We start from the raw sequence: 22194 nt of genomic DNA, 5'->3' as shown, positions 1-22194 counted from the left end.
CGGTCCGTCTCAGGTACGAGACGCCGCGCGACGCTGCCCCGGGCCGGAGGCCGTGGAGCCGCGCACCACCAGTTCCGGCAGGAACACGAACTCGCTGTGCGGGGCCGGCGTACCGCCGATCTCCTCCAGCAGGGTCCGCACCGCGGCCTGCCCCATCGCCTGCACGGGCTGGCGGATGGTGGTCAGCGGCGGGTCCGTGAACGCTATGAGCGGGGAGTCGTCGAAGCCGACCACCGACACGTCCTGCGGCACCCGCAGCCCCTGCTGGCGGGCGGCCCGGATGGCGCCGAGCGCCATCATGTCGCTCGCGCACACTACCGCGGTGCAGCCCCGCGAGATCAGGGCGGCCGCGGCGGCCTGGCCGCCCTCCAGGGTGTAGAGGGAGTGCTGGATCAGCTCCTCGACCTCGGCCTCGTCGAGTCCGAGCCGCTCCTTCATCCCGAGCCGGAAGCCCTCGATCTTGCGCAGGACGGGCACGAAACGCTTCGGTCCGACCGCGAGGCCGATCCGGGTGTGGCCGAGCGCGGTGAGGTGGGTGACGGCGAGCTGCATCGCGGCCCGGTCGTCGGGGGAGACGAAGGGGGCCTGCACCTTGTCGGAGAACCCGTTGATGAGGACGTACGGGACGCCCTGTCCGCGGAGTTGGTCGTAGCGGCCCATGTCGGCGGTGGTGTCGGCGTGCAGACCGGAGACGAAGATGATCCCGGAGACCCCGCGGTCGACCAGCATCTCGGTCAGCTCGTCCTCGGTGGACCCGCCGGGCGTCTGCGTGGCCAGCACCGGTGTGTACCCCTGCCGGGTCAGGGCCTGGCCGATGACCTGGGCGAGCGCCGGGAAGATGGGGTTGTCGAGCTCGGGAGTTATCAGACCGACGAGGCCCGCGCTGCGCTGGCGCAGGCGTACGGGGCGTTCGTAGCCGAGCACGTCGAGGGCGGCCAGCACGGATTCACGGGTGCCGGCGGCCACACCGGGCTTGCCGTTGAGCACGCGGCTGACTGTGGCTTCGCTGACCCCCGCCTGGGCTGCGATGTCGGCTAGCCGTGCGGTCACGGGATTGGACTGTACCGGGCGGACATTCAAATTGCCCACCACGTGCACGAATCCGGCGGAAGGCGGACCGTGCGGCCGTCCGTCTCCACGGGGGCGCTGGACAGTACGGGGCGTCCGGGCGCGGGAAGTTCGACCGGGTCGGGGCGGCTGTTGAGGGTGCAGGCGAAACCGGGGCGGGTGAAGAGGAGCACCCCCTCGGGCGCGGGCAGCCAGCACATCCCGGAGCGGTACGGGGCTTCGGCGGCGCCGCCGGTGCCCGCCTCCGGGGCGCCGAGGCCGGGCAGCGCGCGGCGCAGCTCCAGCGCGGCGCGGTAGAGCTCGAGCGTGGAGTGGGGGTCGCCGGTCTGGGCGGCGACGGTGAGGCCGCCCCAGCCGGCGGGCTGCGGGAGCCAGCTCCCGGCCGGCCCGAAGCCGTACGGCGGCTCCGCCCCGCACCACGGAATCGGCACCCGGCACCCGTCACGCAACCCCTCCTGCCCGTCGGCCTCCGCCCCGGCTTGCGGATCGCCCTCCGGCCCGGCGCCGGGTGCGGCCTGTCCCGGTGTCCCGGGCCGAGCCTGCCCGTCGGCCTCCGGCCGGGCCCCCATTGCGGGCAGTGGCCCAGCACCCGCCCCGGCCTGCGGCCCGGCGCCCGCTCCGGCCTGCGGCCCGGCGCCCGTCCCGGCCTGCGGCCCGGCGCCCGTCCGGGCCTGCGGCCCGCTGGTGGGTGCGGCCTGTGCCGGTGTCCACGGCCCGGTCCGCCCGTCGGCCTCCGGCCGGATCCCCATTGCGGGCTGTGGCCCGACGCCCGTTCCGGCCTGCGGCCCGGTGGCCGTCCGGGCCTGCGGTCCGCCGGCGGGTGCGGCCTGCGGCCCGGTGCCCGCTCCGGTCTGCGGATCGGTCCCTGCTCCCGGGTCCGTTCGGGCCTGCGGTGCGCCGGCGAGGGCCGCCTCCGGCCCGCCTGCGGGTTCCGTCTGTGCCGTCGTCCCCGGCCGGGCCTGCCCCTCGGCCTCCGGCCGAGCCCCCACCCCGGGCTGCGCCCGGACACCGGCCCCGGCCTGCGGCCCGGCGCCTGGCCCTGCGGGGGCCTGTGCCTGCGGGATGGGGGCGGATACGGACGCGGTCCGGCTCGTGGCCGCTTGCGCGGACGCGGTGGGGCCGGGCAGGACGGGAGCTGCGGAAGCCGCCCCCGCCCCCGTGCCCGCCTCGGCATGAGAGGGAGCCCCCGTCCCGGTCAGCCGGTCGGCCTGCGGCCGGGTCGCCAGCGCGGGCTGTGGCCCGGTGGCTGCCCCGGCCTGCGGCGCGGTGTCCGTTCCGGCCTGTGGCCGGGTGCCGGCTCCGGCCTGCGGCCGGGTCGCCAGCGCGGGCTGTGGCAAGGTGGCTGCCCCGGCCTGCGGCGCGGTGTCCGTTCCGGCCTGTGGTCGGGTGGCGGCTCGGGCCTGTGGTGGGGTGTGTCCGTCGGCCTGGGGGCGGGCGGTCCTCGGGAGGGCCAGGGGGGTGGGGTCCGCAGGGGTCGCGGGGCCGGCGGCCTTCGGCACGGGGGCGGACACGGTCCGGGTCCGGCTCGTGGCCGCGTGCGTGGCGGTGGCGGTTGCGGCGGCCGGGGTGGTCTGCGGTGCGGCGGTGGGGTCGGCCCGGTTCGGGGTCTCGGCCCGGGCGCCGGTTCGGGCGGGCCCCGGAACCTGCTGACGGCGCCCGCGGCGGAACGCCGGGTCGCGGCGGGATTCGTCCGGGAGGTCGAGGACCTCGGGGAGACCCAGTTCCTCGCCCTGGTAGAGGTACGCCGAGCCCGGGAGGGCCAGCATCAGGAGGGCGGCGGCCCGAGCCCGGGCGAGGCCGCGGGCGCCGCCCCCGTACCGGGTCACATGGCGTACGACGTCGTGGTTGGACAGCACCCACGTGGTCGGGGCGCCGACCGAGGTGGTGGCGGCCAGGGACTCGTCGATGACGGTGCGCATCGCGTCCGGGTCCCACGGGCAGTTGAGGAAGCGGAAGTTGAACGCCTGGTGCAGCTCGTCCGGGCGGACGTACAGCGCGAGGCGTTCGGAGGTGGGGGCCCAGGCCTCCGCGACGCCGATGCGGTCGCCCTCGTAGGAGTCCAGGAGCCGGCGCCACCCGCGGTGGATCTCGTGGACTCCGTCCTGGTCGAAGAAGGGGAGCGGTTCGGTCCCGATCAGGGTGGCCTGCGCGCCCCGCCCGATGTCCGGCAGGCCGGGGGCCTTGACCATGCCGTGGGCCACGTCGATGCGGAAGCCGTCGACGCCGAGGTCGAGCCAGAACCGCAGCACGGACGCGAACTCCGCGGCGACCTCCGGGTGGTCCCAGTCCAGATCCGGCTGCTCGGGGGCGAACAGGTGCAAATACCACGCGCCGTCCGCGACCCGCGTCCACGCCGGGCCGCCGAAGATCGACTCCCAGTCGTTCGGGGGCTCCGAGCCGTCGGCCCCCCGCCCCGGGCGGAAGAGGTAGCGCGCCCGCGCCTGCGCGTCCCCGGCGAGGGCGGCGCGGAACCACGGGTGCTGCACGGAGGTGTGGTTCGGCACCACGTCCACGATCACCCGCAGCCCCAGCGCGTGCGCCGCGCGGACGAGCTCGTCGGCGTCGGAGAGGTCCCCGAAGAGGGGGTCGACGGCCCGGTAGTCGGCGACGTCGTAGCCGCCGTCCGCCTGCGGGGAGACGTAGAAGGGGGTGAGCCACACGGCGTCGACCCCGAGGCGGGCGAGGTGGGGGAGGCGCGAGCGGACCCCGCGCAAGTCGCCGACCCCGTCGCCGTCGCTGTCGGCGAAGGAGCGCACGTACACCTGGTAGATGACTGCATCGCGCCACCAGCCACCGCTCGCGGTCGCGTTGCTGGAAGAGCTTGCAAGCTGGACGGCCGTCGACTCCTGGGTCATATCGGGGTCAACGCGGGTACACGCCCCCTGGTTGCGGGCCCGGACGGTCGAAGGTGACTCGAACTAACAGCAAGCTGCGGCAACCGTACGGACACACGGATGTAACGATCGCCTCCGCTTGCAGAAAGTTTGCGCAAGGTCTTTCGGTCCTCTTTCAGTCTTGTTACGTTCCTGGCAACTCGGGACCGCGAGGGCGCGGCCGGGATCATCGAAGGAGTTCATATGCGGCGTGGCATAGCGGCCACCGCGCTGGTCGCGACCCTGGCGCTCGCGGCGACGGCTTGCGGCGGTGACACCAAGGACGACGGGGGGAGCAACGCCGGCGGCGAGCTTTCCGGCACGGTCACGTGGTGGGACACCTCGAACGACGCCGAGAAGGCCAGCTTCCAGAAGATCGCCGAGGCGTTCACCGCGAAGCACCCGAAGGTGACCGTCAAGTACGTCAACGTCCCGTACGGCGACGCGCAGAACAAGGTCAAGAACGCCTTCAGCAGCGGCTCCGACGCGCCTGACGTGATCCGCGCCGACGTCGGCTGGGTCGCCGACTTCGCCTCGCTCGGCTACCTCGACGAGGTCCCGGCCGAGACGGCGAAGAAGGTCGACGCCGAGTTCCTGCCGCAGGCCGCGGCCAGCGGCAAGTTCGAGGGCAAGACCTACGCCGTGCCGCAGGTCATCGACACCCTCGGCCTCTTCTACAACAAGAAGATGCTCGCCGACGCCGGCGTCCAGCCCCCCAAGACGCTGGAGGAGCTGAAGACCACCGCCGCCGCCATCAAGGCGAAGAGCGGCAAGGCCGGTCTCTACCTCCGCGGCGACGACTCCTACTGGTTCCTCCCGCTGATCTACGGCGAGGGCGGCGACCTCGTCGACGCGAAGAACAAGGCCGTCACCGTCGACAACGCGGCGGGCGTCAAGGCCTTCAAGACCGCTCGCGACCTGGTCACCTCCGGTGCGGCGATCACGAACGCCACGGACGGCTACACCAACATGCAGACGGCCTTCAAGTCCGGCGAGGCCGCCATGATGATCAACGGTCCGTGGGCCGTCGCCGACACCTACGCCGGTGACCAGTTCAAGGACAAGGCCAACCTCGGCGTCGCCGCCGTCCCGGCCGGTTCCGTCAAGGCCGGTGCCCCGCAGGGCGGCCACGACCTCGGCGTCTACGCCGGTTCCAAGAACCGCGCCGCGGCGCACGCCTTCGTCGAGTACATGACCTCGCAGGAGGTGCAGGTGCAGTCCGCCAAGGACCTGAGCCTGCTGCCGACCCGTACCGCCGCCTACGAGCAGCCGGACGTCAAGAGCAGCGAGATGGTCCAGTTCTTCAAGCCGGCCGTGGACAAGGCCGTCGAGCGCGCCTGGATCCCGGAGAACGGCTCCCTCTTCGAGCCGCTGAAGGTCGAGTACACCAAGGCGATCACCGGGGCGTCGAGCCCGGAGGACGCGGCCAAGTCGGCCGGCGTCGAGTTCCGCAAGATCCTCAAGGGCTGGAAGTAACGAAACCATGGCTGCTCACACCAGCCAGTCGGTGGCGAAGGCCGCGGGCGACGGAGTCGGAGACGACACCGACGCCCGCGGCCGGAGCCGCTGGACTGACAGCAAGGCGCCCGGTGGGACCAAGGGTGGGCTGAGGCGCGCCCTCGCCACCCACTGGTACGCGTGGACGATGATCGCCCCGGTGGTGCTCGTCCTCGGCGTGATCATCGGCTGGCCGCTGGTCCGCGGGATCTACCTGTCGCTGACCGATGCCAACGAGCGCAACGTCTCGCGCACCATCGGCGCCCGCCACATCGAGGCCACGTACGAGTTCGTCGGACTCGACAACTACGTGGACGTGCTCAGCGACCCGGTGTTCCTGCAGCGGCTGGTGTGGACGGTGGTGTGGACCGTCGCGTGCGTGTCGATCACCTTCACGCTCGGCCTGGTCCTCGCCAACATGCTCAACCGGGACTTCAAGGGCCGCGCCGCCTACCGGATGGCGCTGATCCTGCCCTGGGCCGTCCCCGGCTTCGTCTCCGTCTTCGCCTGGCGGTTCCTCTTCAACCGCGACAACGGCATCCTCAACAAGATCCTCGACGGCGGCGGCATCGCCGCGGTCCCGTGGCTCGACGACCCGACCTGGGCCAAGTTCTCGGTCGTCGCCGTCAACGTCTGGCTCGGCGTCCCCTTCATGATGGTCGCCCTGCTCGGCGGACTGCAGTCCATCCCCGGCGAGCTGTACGAGGCCGCCGAGATGGACGGCGCGAGCGCCTGGCAGCGGTTCCGGCACATCACCCTGCCCGGCCTGCGCGCGGTGAGCATGACGGTGATCCTGCTCTCCACCATCTGGACCTTCAACATGTTCCCGGTGATCTTCCTGCTCACCCGGGGCGGACCGGGTGACTCCACCGAGATCCTGGTGACCCAGGCCTTCCGCGAGGCGTTCGTGTCGAGCCCGCGCGACTTCGCCGGCTCCGCCACGTGGGGCGTACTGATCCTCGCCCTGCTCATGATCTTCGCGCTGGTCTACCGGCGCTCGCTGCGCAAGCAGGGAGAGGTGTGGTGACCATGACCAACGCTCGTACCCGGGGCAGCCGCTCCCCGCTCGCCTCCGTGGGCCTGCACCTCACCCTGCTCGGCGCGTCCGTCATCGCCGTGTTCCCGGTGCTGTGGATCCTGCTGACCTCGCTCAAGCCCGCCGAGCACGCGGTCACCACGGACTTCATCAAGGAACCGTCCCTCGGCAACTACACGTACCTGCTGGAGTCGAGCCACTTCCTCAGCTGGTTCGGGAACTCCGTCCTGGTCGCCGGCGTCACCACCGTCCTCGGTGTGTTCATCGCCGCCACCACCGGATACGCGGTCAGCCGCTTCAGGTTCCCCGGCATGAAGCCGCTCATGTGGACCCTGCTCATCACGCAGATGTTCCCCATGGCCATCCTCATCGTGCCGCTCTACAACCTGATGGGCGACCTCGGCCTGCTCAACCAGCCGATCGGCCTGATCATCACCTACCTCACCATCGCCGTGCCGTTCTGCGCCTGGATGATGAAGGGCTTCTTCGACACCATCCCGGTGGAGATCGACGAATCCGGCCGGGTCGACGGGCTCAACCCCTTCGGCACCTTCTGGCGGCTGATCCTGCCGCTGGCCAAGCCCGGTCTCGCCGTCACCGGCTTCTACGCCTTCATCACCGCCTGGGGCGAGGTCGCGTACGCCTCCGCCTTCATGGTGGGCGAGGAGAACCTCACCCTGGCCGGCGGCCTGCAGACCTTCGTCACCCAGTACACCTCCAACTGGGGTGCGATGAGCGCCGCCTCGGTCCTCATCGCCATCCCCGCGGCGATCTTCTTCGTTTTCGCCCAGCGCCACCTCGTCGCCGGGATGACCGCAGGCGCCACCAAGGGCTGACCACCCGCCTGCTCCCGCATCACCGGCCCGACCTCTCCAAGGACGACATGACCCAGCACCTCGCCGACGCACTTCCCACCTCCACCGGCACCCTGCCCGGCTGGTGGAGAGACGCGGTGATCTACCAGGTCTATCCGCGCAGCTTCGCCGATTCCAACGGGGACGGCATGGGGGACCTCGAAGGCGTCCGCAGCCGCCTGCCCTACCTCAAGGAGCTGGGCGTCGACGCCGTCTGGCTCAGCCCCTTCTACGCCTCCCCGCAGGCCGACGCCGGCTACGACGTCGCCGACTACCGGGCCATCGACCCGATGTTCGGCACCCTGCACGACGCCGACGCCGTGATCCGCGAGGCCCACGAACTGGGCCTGCGCATCATCGTCGACCTCGTCCCCAACCACTGCTCCGACCAGCACGAATGGTTCAAGCAGGCGCTGCGCGAAGGTGCCGGATCCCGGCTGCGGGAGCGTTTCCACTTCCGTCCCGGCAAGGGCGAGAACGGTGAACTGCCGCCCAACGACTGGGAGTCGATCTTCGGCGGCCCCGCGTGGACCCGGGTCCCGGACGGTGAGTGGTACCTGCACCTCTTCGCACCCGAGCAGCCCGACTTCAACTGGGACCACCCGGCCGTCCAGGACGAGTTCCGCTCGATCCTGCGCTTCTGGCTCGACCTCGGCGCCGACGGCTTCCGCGTCGACGTGGCCCACGGCCTGGTCAAGGCACCTGGCCTGCCCGACCTCGGTGCCAAGGACCAGCTCAAACTGCTCGGCAACGACGTCATGCCCTTCTTCGACCAGGACGGCGTCCACGAGATATACCGCTCCTGGCGCCGGATCCTCGACGAGTACGAGGGCGACCGCGTCCTGGTCGCCGAGGCGTGGACCCCGACCGTCGAGCGCACGGCCCGCTACGTCCGCCCCGACGAGATGCAGCAGGCGTTCAACTTCCAGTACCTGACCAGCGACTGGGAGGCGACGGCGCTCCGCGAGGTCATCGACGGCTCGCTGGCCGCGATGCGCCCCGTCGGCGCCCCCACCACCTGGGTGCTGTCCAACCACGACGTCACCCGCCACGCCACCCGCTTCGCCAACCCGGCCGGCCTCGGCACCCAGCTGCGCGAGCCCGGCGACCGCGAGCTCGGTCTGCGCAGGGCCCGCGCGGCGAGCCTGCTCATGCTGGCGCTGCCCGGTTCGGCGTACGTCTACCAGGGCGAGGAGCTCGGCCTGCCCGACGTCACCGACCTGCCGGACGAGGTCCGCCAGGACCCGTCGTTCTTCCGCGCGGCGGGCCAGGACGGCTTCCGCGACGGCTGCCGGGTCCCCATCCCGTGGTCGGGTACCGAGGCCCCGTACGGCTTCGGCACCGGCGGCAGCTGGCTCCCGCAGCCGGACTCCTGGGCGGAGCTGAGCGTGGAGGCGCAGACCGGCGACCCGTCGTCCACCCTGGAGCTGTACCGGACCGCCCTGCGGCTGCGCCGCGAGCGTCCGGACCTGGGCGCGGGCGAGTCGGTGGACTGGCAGGAGGCCCCCGCCGGCGTCCTGGCCTTCCGCCGCGGCGACTTCCTCTGCACCGCCAACACCACCGGCACGGCGGTACGGTTCCCCGTCGCCGGCGAGGCACTGCTGTCCAGCGGCGAGACGGTCGAGGACGGCGTGCTGCCGGCCGACACCACGGTGTGGTGGCAGGTGACGTCGGGGTGACCTCCCCCCTCCGGCTGACGGACATCGCCGCGCAGGCCCAGGTCAGCGAGGCGACGGTCAGCCGCGTGCTCAACGGCAAGGCGGGCGTGGCGGCCGGCACCCGGCACAAGGTGCTGGCCGCGCTCGACCTGCTCGGCTACGAGCGGCCCGTACGGCTCAAGCGGCGCAGCAACGGCCTGGTGGGGCTGCTGATCCCGGAGCTCACCAACCCGATCTTCCCGGCCTTCGCGCAGGTCATAGAGCAGGCGCTGGCCGGGCACGGGTACACGCCGGTGCTGTGCACGCAGACGCCGGGCGGGGCCACCGAGGACGAGCTGGTGGAACAGCTGGAGGCGCGCGGGGTCACCGGGATGGTCTTCCTGTCCGGCCTGCACGCGGACTCCCACGCGGACCCCTCCCGCTACCAGCGGCTCGCCGCGCGCGGGGTCCCCTTCGTACTGATCAACGGCTTCAACGAGCAGATCAGCGCGCCCTTCGTCTCCCCGGACGACCGGGCGGCGGCCGACATCGCGGTGCGGCACCTGGAGGACCTGGGCCACCGGAGGATCGGCCTGGCGATCGGCCCGACCCGGTACGTGCCGTCGGCGCGCAAGGAGCAGGGGTTCCTCGCCGCCGTGCCGGACGCGGAGGCCGAAGGCCTGATCCAGCGAACCCTGTTCACGGTGGAGGGCGGCCACGCGGCGGGCATGGCCCTGCTCGACCGCGGCTGCACGGGCATCGTGTGCGGCAGCGACCCGATGGCGCTGGGCGTCATCCGCGCGGCGCGCGAGCGCGGGCTGCGGGTGCCGCAGGACGTGTCGGTGGTCGGCTTCGACGACTCCCCGCTGATCGCGTTCACGGACCCGCCGCTGACGACGGTCCGCCAGCCGGTGCGCGCGATGGCGACGGCCGCCGTCGGCGCCCTCCTGGAGGCGGTCTCGGGCACCCCCGTCCAGCGCACGGAGTACGTCTTCCAGCCGGAACTGGTGGTCCGCGGCTCGACGGCCCAGGCCCCTTAGCCCTCCCGGGCGGGGCGGTGCGGGCCTGTTCCGCCCCGCCCGGGCAGGTCCCGGGCGGTACCGGGCCGATGCCCCCCCCGCCGACCGACCGTTACGCGCTGATCGGGTGTCACGCCCGGTCAGCGCGTTCGCATGTCCGGCACCGCCCACACCGCCGGCGCGGTCCGCGCGGTCGACACCCTCGGCGCGAAACAATTCTGCAATCTCTTGCGCAAGGTCTTGCAACACTCCGGGCGGCCCCCTACGGTCGCGTGCAATCCCCACCTCTTCCGCCAGGAGGCCCCCTTGTCTGCCAGAGCCGCCAGACCCCCACGCTCCCCAGCCGTCGCCGGTGCCTTCGCCACGGTGGCCCTCCTGGCCGCCGCCACCCTCACCGCACAAGCGCCGCAGGCCGCCGCCGCGGCGCCCGGGGGCAAGGACGTCACCGCCGTCCTCTTCGAGTGGAAGTTCGCCTCCGTGGCCGCCGCCTGCACCAACGCGCTCGGGCCCGCCGGGTACGGGTACGTCCAGGTCTCGCCCCCGCAGGAGCACATCCAGGGGCCCCAGTGGTGGACCTCGTACCAGCCCGTGAGCTACAAGATCGCCGGGCGGCTCGGCGACCGCACCGCCTTCAAGGCCATGGTCGACACCTGCCACGCCGCCGGCGTGAAGGTCGTCGCCGACTCCGTCGTCAACCACATGGCCGCCGGCGACGGGACCGGCACGGGCGGCAGTTCGTACACGAAGTACAACTACCCCGGCGTCTACTCCGGTTCCGACATGGACGACTGCCGGGCCACCATCACCACCTACCAGGACCGCGCCAACGTCCAGAACTGCGAGCTCGTCCAGCTCGCCGACCTGGACACCGGCGAGGACTACGTGCGGGGCCGCATCGCCGGGTACCTCAACGACCTGCTGTCGCTGGGCGTCGACGGCTTCCGCATCGACGCCGCCAAGCACATGCCCGCCGCCGACCTCGCCAACATCAAGTCCCGGTTGACGAATCCTTCCGTCTACTGGAAGCAGGAGGCGATAGACGGTGCCGGCGAGGCCGTCTCGCCGAGCGAGTACCTCGGCAACGGCGACGTGCAGGAGTTCCGGTACGCCCGGGACCTGAAGCGCGTCTTCCAGAGCGAGAACCTCGCCTACCTGAAGAACTTCGGCGAGGCCTGGGGGCACCTGCCCAGCGGCCAGGCCGGGGTCTTCGTCGACAACCACGACACCGAGCGCGTCGGCGACACCCTCAGCTACAAGGACGGCTCCGCCTACACCCTCGCCAACGTCTTCATGCTGGCCTGGCCCTACGGCTCCCCGGACGTGCACTCCGGCTACGAGTGGACCGACAAGGACGCCGGCCCGCCCAACGGCGGCGCGGTGAACGCCTGTTACGCCGACGGGTGGAAGTGTCAGCACGCCTGGCGGGAGATCTCCTCCATGGTCGCCTTCCGCAACGCGGCCCGCGGCCAGTCCGTCACCAACTGGTGGGACAACGGCGGCGACCAGATCGCCTTCGGACGCGGCTCCAAGGCGTACGTCGCCCTCAACCACGAGGGCTCCGCCCTCACCCGTACCTTCCAGACCTCCCTGGCGGCCGGCGACTACTGCGACGTCCAGAGCGGGCGCACGGTCACCGTCGGCGCGAGCGGGCAGTTCACCGCCACGCTCGGCGCCGGTACCGCCCTCGCCCTGCACGTGGGCGCCCGGACCTGCGCGGGCACCCCGGCCGCACCCGGCGGGGCCTCCTTCGCCGTCAACGCCACCACCGTCCCCGGCCAGAACGTCTACGTCACCGGAGACCGGGCCGAGCTCGGCGCCTGGAACACCGCCGCCGCCCTCAAGCTCGACCCGGCCTCCTACCCCGTCTGGAAGCTCGACGCCACCCTTCCGGCCGGCACGTCCTTCGCGTACAAGTACGTCCGCAAGGACGCCGCCGGCAACGTCACCTGGGAGAGCGGTGCGAACCGCACCGCCACCGTCCCCGCGAGCGGCAAGGTCACGCTGACCGACACCTGGCGCAACTGAGCCGCCGCTCCATCGACCAGGGCCGCCCGGCACCCAACCCCCCGCCACCGCCGGGCGGCCCTCATCCGTGCGACACGTACACAAGGAGACCCGCCTTGATACGCCCTGCCGCAGGAGTGCTCGCCGCCGCCCTGGCCGTGACGCTCCTGCCCGCCCTCCCGGCCGCGGCCGCAGCCGCCGCGAAGCCGCCCGCCCCGCCCTCGGACGCGAAGCTGGCCGCCGAGCCGGCCCGGCACGACCTGACCCGGGAGCAGTTCTACTTCGTGCTCCCCGACCGGTTCGCGAACGGCGACCCGCGCAACGACCGGGGCGGCCTGACCGGCTCCCGCCTGGAAACCGGACTGGACCCCACCGACAAGGGCTTCTACCAGGGCGGCGACCTCAAGGGGCTCACCGACCGGCTGGACTACATCAAGGGGCTCGGCACCACCGCCATCTGGATGGCGCCGATCTTCAAGAACCAGCCGGTGCAGGGCAAGGGCGACGACGTCTCGGCCGGCTACCACGGCTACTGGATCACCGACTTCACCCAGGTCGACCCGCACTTCGGCACCAACGCCGACCTGGAGCGGCTGATCGACACGGCGCACGGGAAGGGGATGAAGGTCTTCTTCGACGTCATCACCAACCACACCGCCGACGTCGTCGACTACCGCGAGGCCTCCTACTCGTACCTGTCGAAGGGGGCGTTCCCGTACCTGACGAAGGACGGCGTGCCCTTCGACGACAAGGACTACGCCGACGGGAAGGCCAAGTTCCCGAAGGTCGACGGGAAGTCCTTCCCGAGGACCCCCTTCGTGCCGGACGCGAAGAAGAACGTGAAGGTCCCGGCCTGGCTCAACGACCCGACGATGTACCACAACCGGGGCGACTCCACCTTCGCCGGCGAGTCCTCCGACCAGGGCGACTTCTTCGGCCTCGACGACCTGTGGACCGAGCGCCCCGAGGTCGTCGAGGGCATGGAGAAGATCTACGAGAAGTGGGTCGAGGACTTCCGTATCGACGGCTTCCGGATCGACACCGTCAAGCACGTCAACACCGGTTTCTGGACCCAGTGGGCGACCGCCCTCGACGCGTACGCGGCCCGGCGCGGCCGTGACGACTTCTTCATGTTCGGCGAGGTCTACTCCGCCGACACCGCCGTCACCTCCCCGTACGTGACCCGCGGGCGTCTCGACGCCACCCTCGACTTCCCGCTCCAGGACGCGATCCGCGCGTACGCCTCCCAGGGCGCGGGAGCCGGCCGGCTGGCGTCCGTGCTGGCCGACGACTACCGGTACACCAGCGACAAGGCCAACGCCTACGAGCAGGTCACCTTCCTGGGCAACCACGACATGGGCCGCTTCGGCACCTTCCTGAAGCAGGACCGGCCGGGCGCGGGGGAGCAGGAGCTGCTGGGCCGCTACCGGCTGGCCAACGAGCTGATGTTCCTCTCCCGCGGCAACCCGGTGATCTACTCCGGTGACGAGCAGGGCTTCACCGGCGCGGGCGGCGACAAGGACGCCCGCCAGCCGCTCTTCGCCTCGCAGGTCACCGACTACCTGGACGACGACCAGCTCGGAACGGCGCGCACGCACGCGAGCGATGCCTACGATCCGGAGCACCCGCTCTACCAGCAGATCAGTGCTCTCGCGAAGCTGACCAAGGACCACCCCGCCCTGCGCGACGGCGTCCAGAGCGAACGCCTCGCCGACGGCTCCGTCTACGCCTTCGCACGCACCGACGCCCGCAGTCGCACCGAGTACCTGGTCGCCGCCAACAACGGGACCGAGTCCCGCACCGTCGAGATCGACGCCCCGGCCGGCGCCCAGTACCGCACCCTCCACGGCGGCACCGCCCTGCTCCGCGCCTCCGCGGCGGGCAAGCTTACCGTCCCCGTCCCGGCCCTCGGCTCCGTGGTCCTCCAGGCCCTCGCGCCCGCCGCCAAGCCCACCGCCAAGCCCGCCCTCGCCCTCAAGGCCCCGGCCCCCGGCGCCACCTGCACCGTAGAGCTGTCCGCCGACGTCACCGGCGGCGGCCTGAACCGGGTCGTCTTCGCCGCGCAGAGCGGCAACGGCAAGTGGCAGGTGCTCGGTTCCGCCGACCACGCCCCCTACAAGGTCACCCAGCACGTCGACACCAAGACCCCGGCCGGCACCGCCCTGCGCTACAAGGCCGTCGTGGTCGACGCCGCCGGCCGCACCGCGAGCGCCCTCGCCGAGTCCGTCGCCGGCCAGGCCCCGCCCCCCGACGTCCCCACCGCCACCCAGCGCGACTACGCCGTCGTCCACTACAACCGCCCCGACGGCGACTACACGAACTGGCGGCTCTACGCCTGGGGCGACCTCGCCGAGGGCGAGGCCACTCCCTGGCCGGAGGGCCACGGCTTCACCGGCCGCGACGCCTACGGCGCCTTCGCGTACGTCAGGCTGAAGCCCGGCGCCTCCTCCGTCGGCTACCTCGTCATCGACAAGGACGGCAACAAGGACGTCGCCGCCGACCGCACCGTCGACGTGACGAAGACCGGCGAGATCTGGCTGGAGCAGGGCAAGGAGCAAGCCCGCACCGACCGCCCCGCCTACCCGCCGCAGGACCCGTCCAAGGCCGTCCTGCACTACCAGCGCCCCGACGGCGCGTACGACGGCTGGGGCCTGCACGTCTGGACCGGCGCCGCGACCCCCACCGACTGGTCCAAGCCGCTGCTCCCCGTCCGCACCGACCCCTACGGCGCGGTCTACGAGGTTCCGCTCGCCGCCGGCGCCACCTCCCTGAGCTACATCCTCCACAAGGGCGACGAGAAGGACCTCCCCTCCGACCAGTCCCTGGACCTGAAGGCCACCGGCCACGAGGTCTGGATGCTGGGCGGCAAGGAGAAGTACCTCCTGCCACAGCCCGCCGGCTCCTCCGCAGCCCTCGACCTCGCCAAGTCCCAGGCCGTCTGGATCGACCGCGACACCCTCGCCTGGAACGCCCCCGCGGCCGCCGCCTCCGCACAGCTCCTCGCCTCCCGCGACGGCTCCGTCAAGGCCGAGAACGGCACCCTGACCGGCCACGCCCAGTGGCTGCGCCTGGGGGCCCGGACCGAGCTGAGCGCCGCCCAGAAGCAGAAGTTCCCGCACCTGGCCGCCTACGGCGCGTACACCGTCGACCCGCGCGACCGCGACCGGGTCCGCGAGGCCCTGCGCGGCCAGCTCGTCGCGAGCGCCCGCGCCGCGAACGGCGCCGTCCTCGCCGCCACCGGCGTCCAGCTCGCCGGCGTCCTCGACGACCTGTACGCGACGACCGCGGCCCTCGGCCCGGTCTTCAAGGACGGCCGCCCCACCCTCTCCGTCTGGGCGCCGACCGCCCAGCAGGTCTCCCTCGAACTCGACGGCCGCACGCTCGCCATGCACCGCGACGACGCCACCGGTGTCTGGTCGGTGCGCGGCGAGCGCTCCTGGACCGGGAAGCAGTACCGCTACGCCGTCACCGTCTGGGCCCCGACCACCGGGCAGATCGTCCGCAACCTGGTCACCGACCCCTACTCCACCGCCCTGACCGCGGACTCCACCCACAGCCTGGCCGTCAACCTGGCCGACCCCAGGCTCGCCCCGCCCGGCTGGAAGGACCTGCGCAAGCCCGCCGCCGTCCCCTTCACCTCCGCGCAGATCCAGGAGCTCCACATCCGCGACTTCTCCGTCGCGGACCGCACCAGCACCCACCCCGGCCAGTACCTGGCCTTCACCGACACCTCCTCGGCGGGCATGCGGCACCTGCGCGACCTGGCCGCCGCCGGGACCTCGTACGTCCACCTCCTCCCCGCCTTCGACATCGGCACCATCCCGGAGAAGCCCGCCGACCGCACCCAGCCCGCCTGCGACCTCACGGTGTACGCGCCCGACTCGCAGGAGCAGCAGGCGTGCGTGGCCGCCGCGGCCGCGAAGGACGCGTACAACTGGGGATACGACCCCCTGCACTACACCGTCCCCGAGGGCAGCTACGCGAGCGACCCGAACGGCACGGCCCGTACGGTCGAGTTCCGCAGGATGGTCCAGTCCCTCAACGGGTCCGGGCTGCGCACCGTGATGGACGTGGTCTACAACCACACCGTCGCCGCGGGCCAGTCGGACAAGTCGGTCCTCGACCGCATCGTCCCCGGCTACTACCAGCGGCTGCTGGCCGACGGCTCCGTCGCCACCTCCACCTGCTGCGCCAACACCGCCCCCGAGAACGCCATGATGGGCCGGCTCGTCGTGGACTCGATCGTCACCTGGGCGAAGGAGTACAAGGTCGACGGCTTCCGCTTCGACCTGATGGGCCACCACCCGAAGGCCAACATCCTGGCCGTCCGCAAGGCCCTCGACGGCCTGACCCCCGCCAAGGACGGGGTCGACGGCAAGAAGATCATCCTCTACGGGGAGGGCTGGAACTTCGGCGAGATCGCCGACGACGCCCGCTTCGTGCAGGCCACGCAGAAGAACATGGCCGGAACCGGCATCGCCACCTTCTCCGACCGGGCGCGCGACGCCGTCCGCGGCGGCGGCCCCTTCGACGAGGACCCGCGCGTCCAGGGCTTCGCCTCGGGCCTGTTCACCAGCCCCAACTCCTCGCCCGCCAACGGCACCCCGGCCGAGCAGAAGGCCCGCCTGCTGCACGCCCAGGACCTGATCAAGGTGGGCCTGTCGGGCAACCTCGCCTCGTACGCCTTCACCGACACCACCGGCCGCCGCACCAAGGGCTCCGAAGTGGACTACAACGGGGCCCCGGCCGGCTACGCGGCCGCCCCCGGCGACGCCCTCGCCTACGCGGACGCCCACGACAACGAGACCCTCGCCGACGCCCTGACCTACAAGCTCCCGCCGGCGACGAGCAACGCCGACAAGGCCCGCATGCAGGTCCTGGCCATGGCGACGGCCACCCTCTCGCAGGGCCCGTCCCTCTCCCAGGCCGGCACCGACCTGCTGCGCTCCAAGTCCCTGGACCGCAACTCCTACGACAGCGGCGACTGGTTCAACGCCATCCAGTGGGACTGCCGCAGCGGCAACGGCTTCGGCCGCGGCCTGCCCCCGGCCGCCGACAACGCCCCGAAGTGGCCCTTCGCGAAGCCGCTCCTGACGGGACCGGCCCCCACCTGCGCGGACATCACGGCCACCGCGGCGGCCCACCGCGACCTGCTGAGGATCCGCACCACCGCGCCGGAGTTCGCCCTGACCACGGCGGAGGCGGTCCAGTCACGGCTGGCCTTCCCCCTCTCGGGCAAGGACGAGACCCCGGGCGTGATCACCATGACGCTGGGCGACCTGGTGGTGGTCTTCAACGCCACCCCCACCGCCCAGCCCCAGCGCGTCCCCGCCCTCGCCGGCACCGCCTACCGGCTGCACCCGGTCCAGGCCGCCGGCTCCGACCCCACGGTCAAGCGGTCCGCGTACGACACCACGACAGGAGAGTTCACCGTCCCCGCCCGCACCGTCGCGGTCTTCACACGAGGCTGAGTTCGTCCAGTCGCTTCTCCAGCAGGATCACCCCGTAGGTCCTGCCGTCCTTCCCGACCTTGTTGGGGAGCTCCCCGACCACCCGGTAGCCCGCGGCCCGGTAGTACGCGAGCAGCCGGGGGTTGGTGGAGACGCAGTCCAGGCGGGCCCGCTCCCGTCCGGTCCCGGCGATCCGCCGCTCGGCATGTTCGAGCAGGCGGCGCCCGGCGCCGGCGGGGGCGGCCTCGCGTTCCACCATCAGCCGGTGGACGTAGCCGGCCACCGGGGGCTGGACGCCCCAGGCGTCCTCGTCGGACCACCACAGCTCGTACGCCCCGATCACCCGGCCGTCGCTGTCGCCGCCGAGCCACACCTCGCCGTCGTCCATCCGCGCGCGGAAGTGGGCGGCGTCCTTGTCGCCGGGCTTCCACTGGTCGATCCCGTGCTTCTGCATCCAGCGGGCGGCCTGGTCGTACAGCCGCACCAGGGTGCCGGCGTCCTTCTCCGCGGCCCGCCGGAACAAGATCCCGTCGTCAATGATCACGCGGGCATTATCGGTGATCGGAACCGTTGGTGATCAAGAGCCCGGTACGAGGCCGCCGAGGCGCCCGACCAGTTCTCCGAACGGCCCGTCGGCCGGCTCGTCGGCCAGGATCCGTACGAGGATCCCCGCCATCTCCGCGTCGTAGGCCGCGCTCACCGCGGCGAGCGCGGCGAAGTCGTGCACCAGCTGCAGTTCCAGTTCGGCGCGCGGGATGCGGCGGCCGTCCAGCCAGATCAGCGCGGTGGACTCGGCGAGCGACACCCAGGACCGCACCACCAGCTCCAGCCGCGCCGGCACCTCGTCGAGCCCGATGCCCAGGTGCGTGAGGATCTGCTCGTACGCGGCCTGCCGGACCTCGTCGATCATCGCGTTGGCCCGGCTGCTGCCGGCCGCCGGACCGCCCCGCATCAGCGCCGAGAAGCCCGGCCCGTGGTCGTCGACGAAGGCGAAGAACCGCCCCATCACCCGCAGCAGCCGCGCCCCGAGCGGCCCCTCCCGCGGCTCGACGAACCGCAGCGCCAGCTCGTCGGCGGCCCGGCGCAGCGCGGCCTCGTAGAGGCTCAGCTTGCCGGGGAAGTAGTGGTAGACGAGCGGCCGGGATATCCCGGCCGCCGCCGCGATCTCGTCGATCGACACATCGTCGGGCGACCGGTGGCTGAACAGCTCCAGGGCCACCCCGATCAGCTGCTGCCGCCGCTCCTCGACACCCATCCTGCGTCGCACCCCGGTTGTCATGCGGACACCCTACTGGGGAGCGTTCACAGGTCCAGGACGAGGCGGTCCCCCTTCGCGCGCGAGACGCACAGCAGCATGGAGTCCGCCCGCTCCGCGTCCGTGAGGAGCTCGTCGCGGTGGTCCACCGCGCCCGCGAGCACCCGGTGTTGGCAGGTTCCGCAGAAACCCTGCTCGCAGGAGTACGGGGTGGCGGGCAGCTCCCGGCGCACGGCGGCCAGGGTGGTCTCGTCCGCGGCGACCTCGACGACCCGTCCCGAGCGCCGGAGTTCGACGGTGAAGGGGTTCGCCGGGCCGGGCGCCGCCGCCGGGGCGAAGCGTTCCAGGTGGACCGCCGCCGGGTCCGGGGCCGCCGCCGTGACGGCCAGCATCAGGGGCTCGGGTCCGCAGCAGTAGACCAGGGTGCCCGGCGCCGCCTCGGCGAGCGGGGCCAGGTCGGGCCGGCCCACCTCGTCCTCGGGATGGACCGTGACCCGCTCGCCGTAGGCCGCGAGGTCGTCCAGGAAGGGCATCGAGTCGAGGGAGCGGCCGCCGTACAGGAGGGTCCAGTCGGCGCCGGCCGCCGTGGCGGCCCGGAGCATCGGCAGGATCGGGGTGATGCCGATGCCGCCCGCGACGAAGAGGTACGAGGGCGCCGGGACCAGCTCGAAGCGGTTGCGCGGCGGGCGCAGTTCCAGCTCGGCGCCCTCGACCAGCTGGTCGTGCGCCTCGCGGGAGCCGCCGCGGCCGTCCTCGACCAGCCGGATCGCGAGCGTGTACCGGCCGCCGTCCGCGGGGTCGCCGCACAGGGAGTACTGGCGGACCAGACCCGAGGGCAGGGTCACGTCCACGTGGGCGCCCGGCGTCCACGCCGGGAGGTCCGCTGACTCCAGGGTCAGTTGCAGCACGCCCTCGGCCGGCTCCGTGCGGGAGACGATCAGGGCGCGCAGCGCCCGGCGCGGGGAGTGGCCCGAGACCGGTGTCTCCAGGGCCGGCAGGGGCCAGAGCGGGGACCTGCCGATGCGGCGCTTCAGGGCGCGCCTGGTCGCCCAGGCGGCGCCCGCGACCGCCGTGACCGCGAGGGCGCGCCTCATGCCCGTACCCCGTTCGCGCCGGGGGAGGCGGCCAGGTAGGCCACCGCCTGGGCCGTCGAGCCCTCCTGGGAGGGGTGGTAGGTGCGGGAGAGGTACTTCGGTATGGACTTCAGCATGGCGCCGGTGGTCGGCAGGACGCCCTGCCGCCCCGCCCGGAAGAACTGGCCGAAGGAGGCCTTGGTGGCGGCGTCCAGGTGCGGGTCGTTCTCCATGAAGAAGCGGACCCCGCGCTGCCACAGGAAGACCAGCGCCGTGAAGGCGGTGGCCCAGGTACGGGCCCGGCGGCGGTAGTTGCCGTCCACGTGCATGAACAGGTCGAAGGCCACCGAGCGGTGCTCGACCTCCTCGGCCCCGTGCCAGCGCAGCAGGTCCAGCATGGTGGGGTCGGCGCCCCGCCGGTCCAGGGCCTCGGCGTTCAGCACCCAGTCGCCCAGGAACGCCGTGTAGTGCTCGATCGCCGCGATCATGGCGACCCGCTCCATCAGCCACCAGTGCCGGGCCCTGCCCGGCGGGAGGGTGCGGTCGCCGAGCAGCTTCTCGAACAGCCAGTCCACCTGCGCGGTGTACGGGGTGGGGTCCAGCCCGAGCCGCTTCAGGTGGGGGAGCACGTCGTCGTGCGCGGCGGCGTGCATGGCCTCCTGGCCGATGAAGCCGACCACGTCCGCCCGCAGCCGCTCGTCCTTGATGTGGGGGAGCACCTGCTTGTAGACGTGCACGAACCAGCGCTCACCCGCGGGGAGCAGCAGGTGCAGCACATTGATCATGTGCCCGGCGAAGGGTTCGCCGGGCAGCCAGTGGAGCGGGGTGTCCTCCCAGCCGAAGGACACGTTCCGGGGCCTCAGGTCCACGTGTTCCGACGCCACGGGGGCGGGCGCGAGCGGCGTATTAGACATGGCGTCAATGTACTGATGGGTACAAGGGGTGAGAAGCCCCCTGCGCCGACTTCTCGCCGCCCACCCCCGCCACTCGGCCCGCCGCCCGGCCTGCAGGGCGGCTAGCGCCCGGTGTTCCCGCTCACGAGCGCCCACTCGCGGTTCAGGGTGCCCAGCGGGATCTTGCGCTCGAAGACGGGCGTGCCGAAGAGGGACAGCTGGAGGTGGAGATTGCCGCCCAGGTCGAATCCGCCGTACAGCGCCCAGGCGCCGGTGACCGAGGTCTTGCCGTCGCTGGACGCCGTCGCCTTGGCGTCGGCCTCGCCGCGCAGGTACGGGGCGAAGTCGGCGGTGACGCCGACGGCGCCGTAGAGGCCGACGGACGCCTCGGCGCCGAGCGCGCCCTTGACCTTTCCGGCGGCGGTGACGGTCGCCCGGACCGGCGTGCTCTGGACGTTGGAGGTGCTGACCGGCGTCCAGCCCTTGCCGAGGGCGTAGCTGCCGCCGACCTTGAAGTCGCCCTTGACGTCCTGCTGGACGTCGAGGGTCACGCGGCCGTCGGCCTCCACCTGGATGTAGCAGGTCAGGTCGAGGTTGACGACGACCGGAACCGGGCCGACCTGGATGACCGGAGAGCTGTGCAGCTTGGCGAACGGGATCCGCTTGGGGGCTCCGGTGCTCGCGGCCGCGCGGCCCTGGAGCTTCCACTGCGAGGACCAGTCGCCGCTCATCCCGAGGTAGGCGCCGCGCGGGCCGGCGCCGCCGCCCGGGGTGCCGTCGTAGGAGAACTCCACCTGCGGGGCGAGCTGGACGAAGCCGGTCACCGAGGCGCCGGCCGAGGCGGGGGCGTCCGGGGCGGTGTCGACGGAGGCGTCGACGTCGAGCCGCAGGTTCCCGAGCGGCAGCTTCGCGCCCTGGGGGCCGAACTTCAGGCCCTGGCTCTTGGCCCAGGAGAAGGTGACGCCCTTCATCAGGGGCTCGACGGTGACCGATGCCGGGTCTACGGGGACCTTGCCGTCGGCCTTGTCGTCGCCCAGGACGGAGTTCAGCGTCGTGGCGGCGGTCTTGACCTCGGTGCCGCGGTCGGTCTTGCCGACGACCTCGGTGACCTTCGCGAGCAGGCCGTTCGGGGCGCCCGGTGCCGGGGCGCTGGCGATGACGTCGCCGGCCGCGACGGGCTTGGCGGCCTCGGGGGACCGGCCCGGGGACGGGGTACGGGTGGGCCCCGCGGGGGCCGTGGATATGACGGCCCGTCCGCTCTCCTTGTCGTAGGAGGCGACCTTCAGCGAGGACTTCTCGGTCTTGCCCTTTCCGTCGCCGCGGGACACGGCCGCCGGTGTGGGCGACCCCTGGGGCGCGGCGGCCACGTCGAGCTGCTGCGACGTGCCGCCGCCCGTCGGGGCGAGGGTGGCGGGAGCGGCCGGTTCGGCGGCGCGGGTGTGGGGTGTGGAGGAGCAGCCGGTGGCGGCGAGCGCGAGGGCGGTCAGGCCGGGGAGCAGGAGGCGGCGGGCGAGCAGGCGCACGTGGTTGACCTT

The 22194-nt window shown here is 72.4% G+C and carries 14 protein-coding genes; 7 read left to right on the top strand and 7 right to left on the bottom strand.

Features of this window, described 5'->3' with window-relative positions; genetic code table 11:
- Nucleotides 1–9 precede the first annotated feature (9 nt).
- Both ACZ6JT_RS08705 and ACZ6JT_RS08700 read right to left on the bottom strand, forming a co-directional pair.
- Entirely contained in the window at nt 10–1050 is a 1041-nt protein-coding gene (locus tag ACZ6JT_RS08705) for a LacI family DNA-binding transcriptional regulator (RefSeq protein WP_030717335.1), read from the bottom strand.
- A gap of 26 nt (nt 1051–1076) precedes the next feature.
- Complete coding sequence (locus tag ACZ6JT_RS08700) at nt 1077–3923, bottom strand: alpha-amylase family glycosyl hydrolase (protein ID WP_469208676.1); 2847 nt, start codon at nt 3921–3923, stop codon at nt 1077–1079.
- A 222-nt stretch (nt 3924–4145) separates the two neighbouring features.
- On the opposite strand from ACZ6JT_RS08700, the gene ACZ6JT_RS08695 reads away from it, so the two are divergent.
- From ACZ6JT_RS08695 to pulA, 7 genes are all read left to right on the top strand, one after another.
- On the top strand, nt 4146–5417 hold the full coding sequence (locus tag ACZ6JT_RS08695; protein ID WP_365479691.1) for an extracellular solute-binding protein: 1272 nt from the start codon (nt 4146–4148) through the stop codon (nt 5415–5417).
- A 7-nt stretch (nt 5418–5424) separates the two neighbouring features.
- Nucleotides 5425–6465: a carbohydrate ABC transporter permease gene (locus ACZ6JT_RS08690; RefSeq protein ID WP_469208674.1), complete on the top strand. Its 1041-nt coding sequence runs from the start codon at nt 5425–5427 to the stop codon at nt 6463–6465.
- 2 nt (nt 6466–6467) lie between these two features.
- Nucleotides 6468–7310, top strand: a complete 843-nt coding sequence (locus ACZ6JT_RS08685) for a sugar ABC transporter permease (protein ID WP_376613356.1) — start codon at nt 6468–6470, stop codon at nt 7308–7310.
- 47 nt (nt 7311–7357) lie between these two features.
- A complete protein-coding gene (locus tag ACZ6JT_RS08680; protein WP_469208673.1) occupies nt 7358–9007 on the top strand; it encodes a glycoside hydrolase family 13 protein in 1650 nt (549 codons plus the stop codon).
- Nucleotides 9004–10005, top strand: a complete 1002-nt coding sequence (locus ACZ6JT_RS08675; RefSeq protein ID WP_365479702.1) for a LacI family DNA-binding transcriptional regulator — start codon at nt 9004–9006, stop codon at nt 10003–10005. The genes ACZ6JT_RS08680 and ACZ6JT_RS08675 overlap by 4 nt, the downstream gene beginning before the upstream one ends.
- Nucleotides 10006–10290: 285 nt before the next feature.
- Complete coding sequence (locus ACZ6JT_RS08670) at nt 10291–12009, top strand: carbohydrate-binding module family 20 domain-containing protein (protein ID WP_469208671.1); 1719 nt, start codon at nt 10291–10293, stop codon at nt 12007–12009.
- 95 nt (nt 12010–12104) lie between these two features.
- A complete protein-coding gene (gene pulA, locus ACZ6JT_RS08665; protein ID WP_469208670.1) occupies nt 12105–17459 on the top strand; it encodes a pullulanase-type alpha-1,6-glucosidase in 5355 nt (1784 codons plus the stop codon).
- On the opposite strand, the gene ACZ6JT_RS08660 is transcribed toward pulA, so the two are convergent.
- The 5 genes from ACZ6JT_RS08660 to ACZ6JT_RS08640 form a co-directional block, all read right to left on the bottom strand.
- Nucleotides 17446–17982, bottom strand: coding sequence for a GNAT family N-acetyltransferase (locus ACZ6JT_RS08660; protein WP_469208668.1), 537 nt, complete (start codon nt 17980–17982; stop codon nt 17446–17448). The genes pulA and ACZ6JT_RS08660 overlap by 14 nt on opposite strands.
- Before the next feature lie 33 nt (nt 17983–18015).
- A complete protein-coding gene (locus ACZ6JT_RS08655) occupies nt 18016–18717 on the bottom strand; it encodes a TetR/AcrR family transcriptional regulator (RefSeq protein ID WP_365479723.1) in 702 nt (233 codons plus the stop codon).
- Between the two features lie 23 nt (nt 18718–18740).
- Nucleotides 18741–19787 carry a PDR/VanB family oxidoreductase gene (locus ACZ6JT_RS08650; protein ID WP_469208666.1) on the bottom strand — a complete coding sequence of 349 codons (1047 nt, stop codon included), beginning with the start codon at nt 19785–19787 and terminating at the stop codon, nt 18741–18743.
- A complete protein-coding gene (locus tag ACZ6JT_RS08645; RefSeq protein WP_469208664.1) occupies nt 19784–20680 on the bottom strand; it encodes a metal-dependent hydrolase in 897 nt (298 codons plus the stop codon). Before ACZ6JT_RS08645 ends, ACZ6JT_RS08650 begins: the two co-directional genes overlap by 4 nt.
- Before the next feature lie 101 nt (nt 20681–20781).
- The gene (locus ACZ6JT_RS08640) at nt 20782–22182 is read right to left on the bottom strand and encodes a hypothetical protein (RefSeq protein ID WP_469208662.1); all 1401 of its coding nucleotides are present in this window, start codon (nt 22180–22182) and stop codon (nt 20782–20784) included.
- Nucleotides 22183–22194: the final 12 nt, after the last annotated feature.

The organism is Streptomyces sp. NPDC046308 (assembly GCF_055588065.1).
This window is presented reverse-complemented; position numbering and strand designations above follow the sequence as displayed.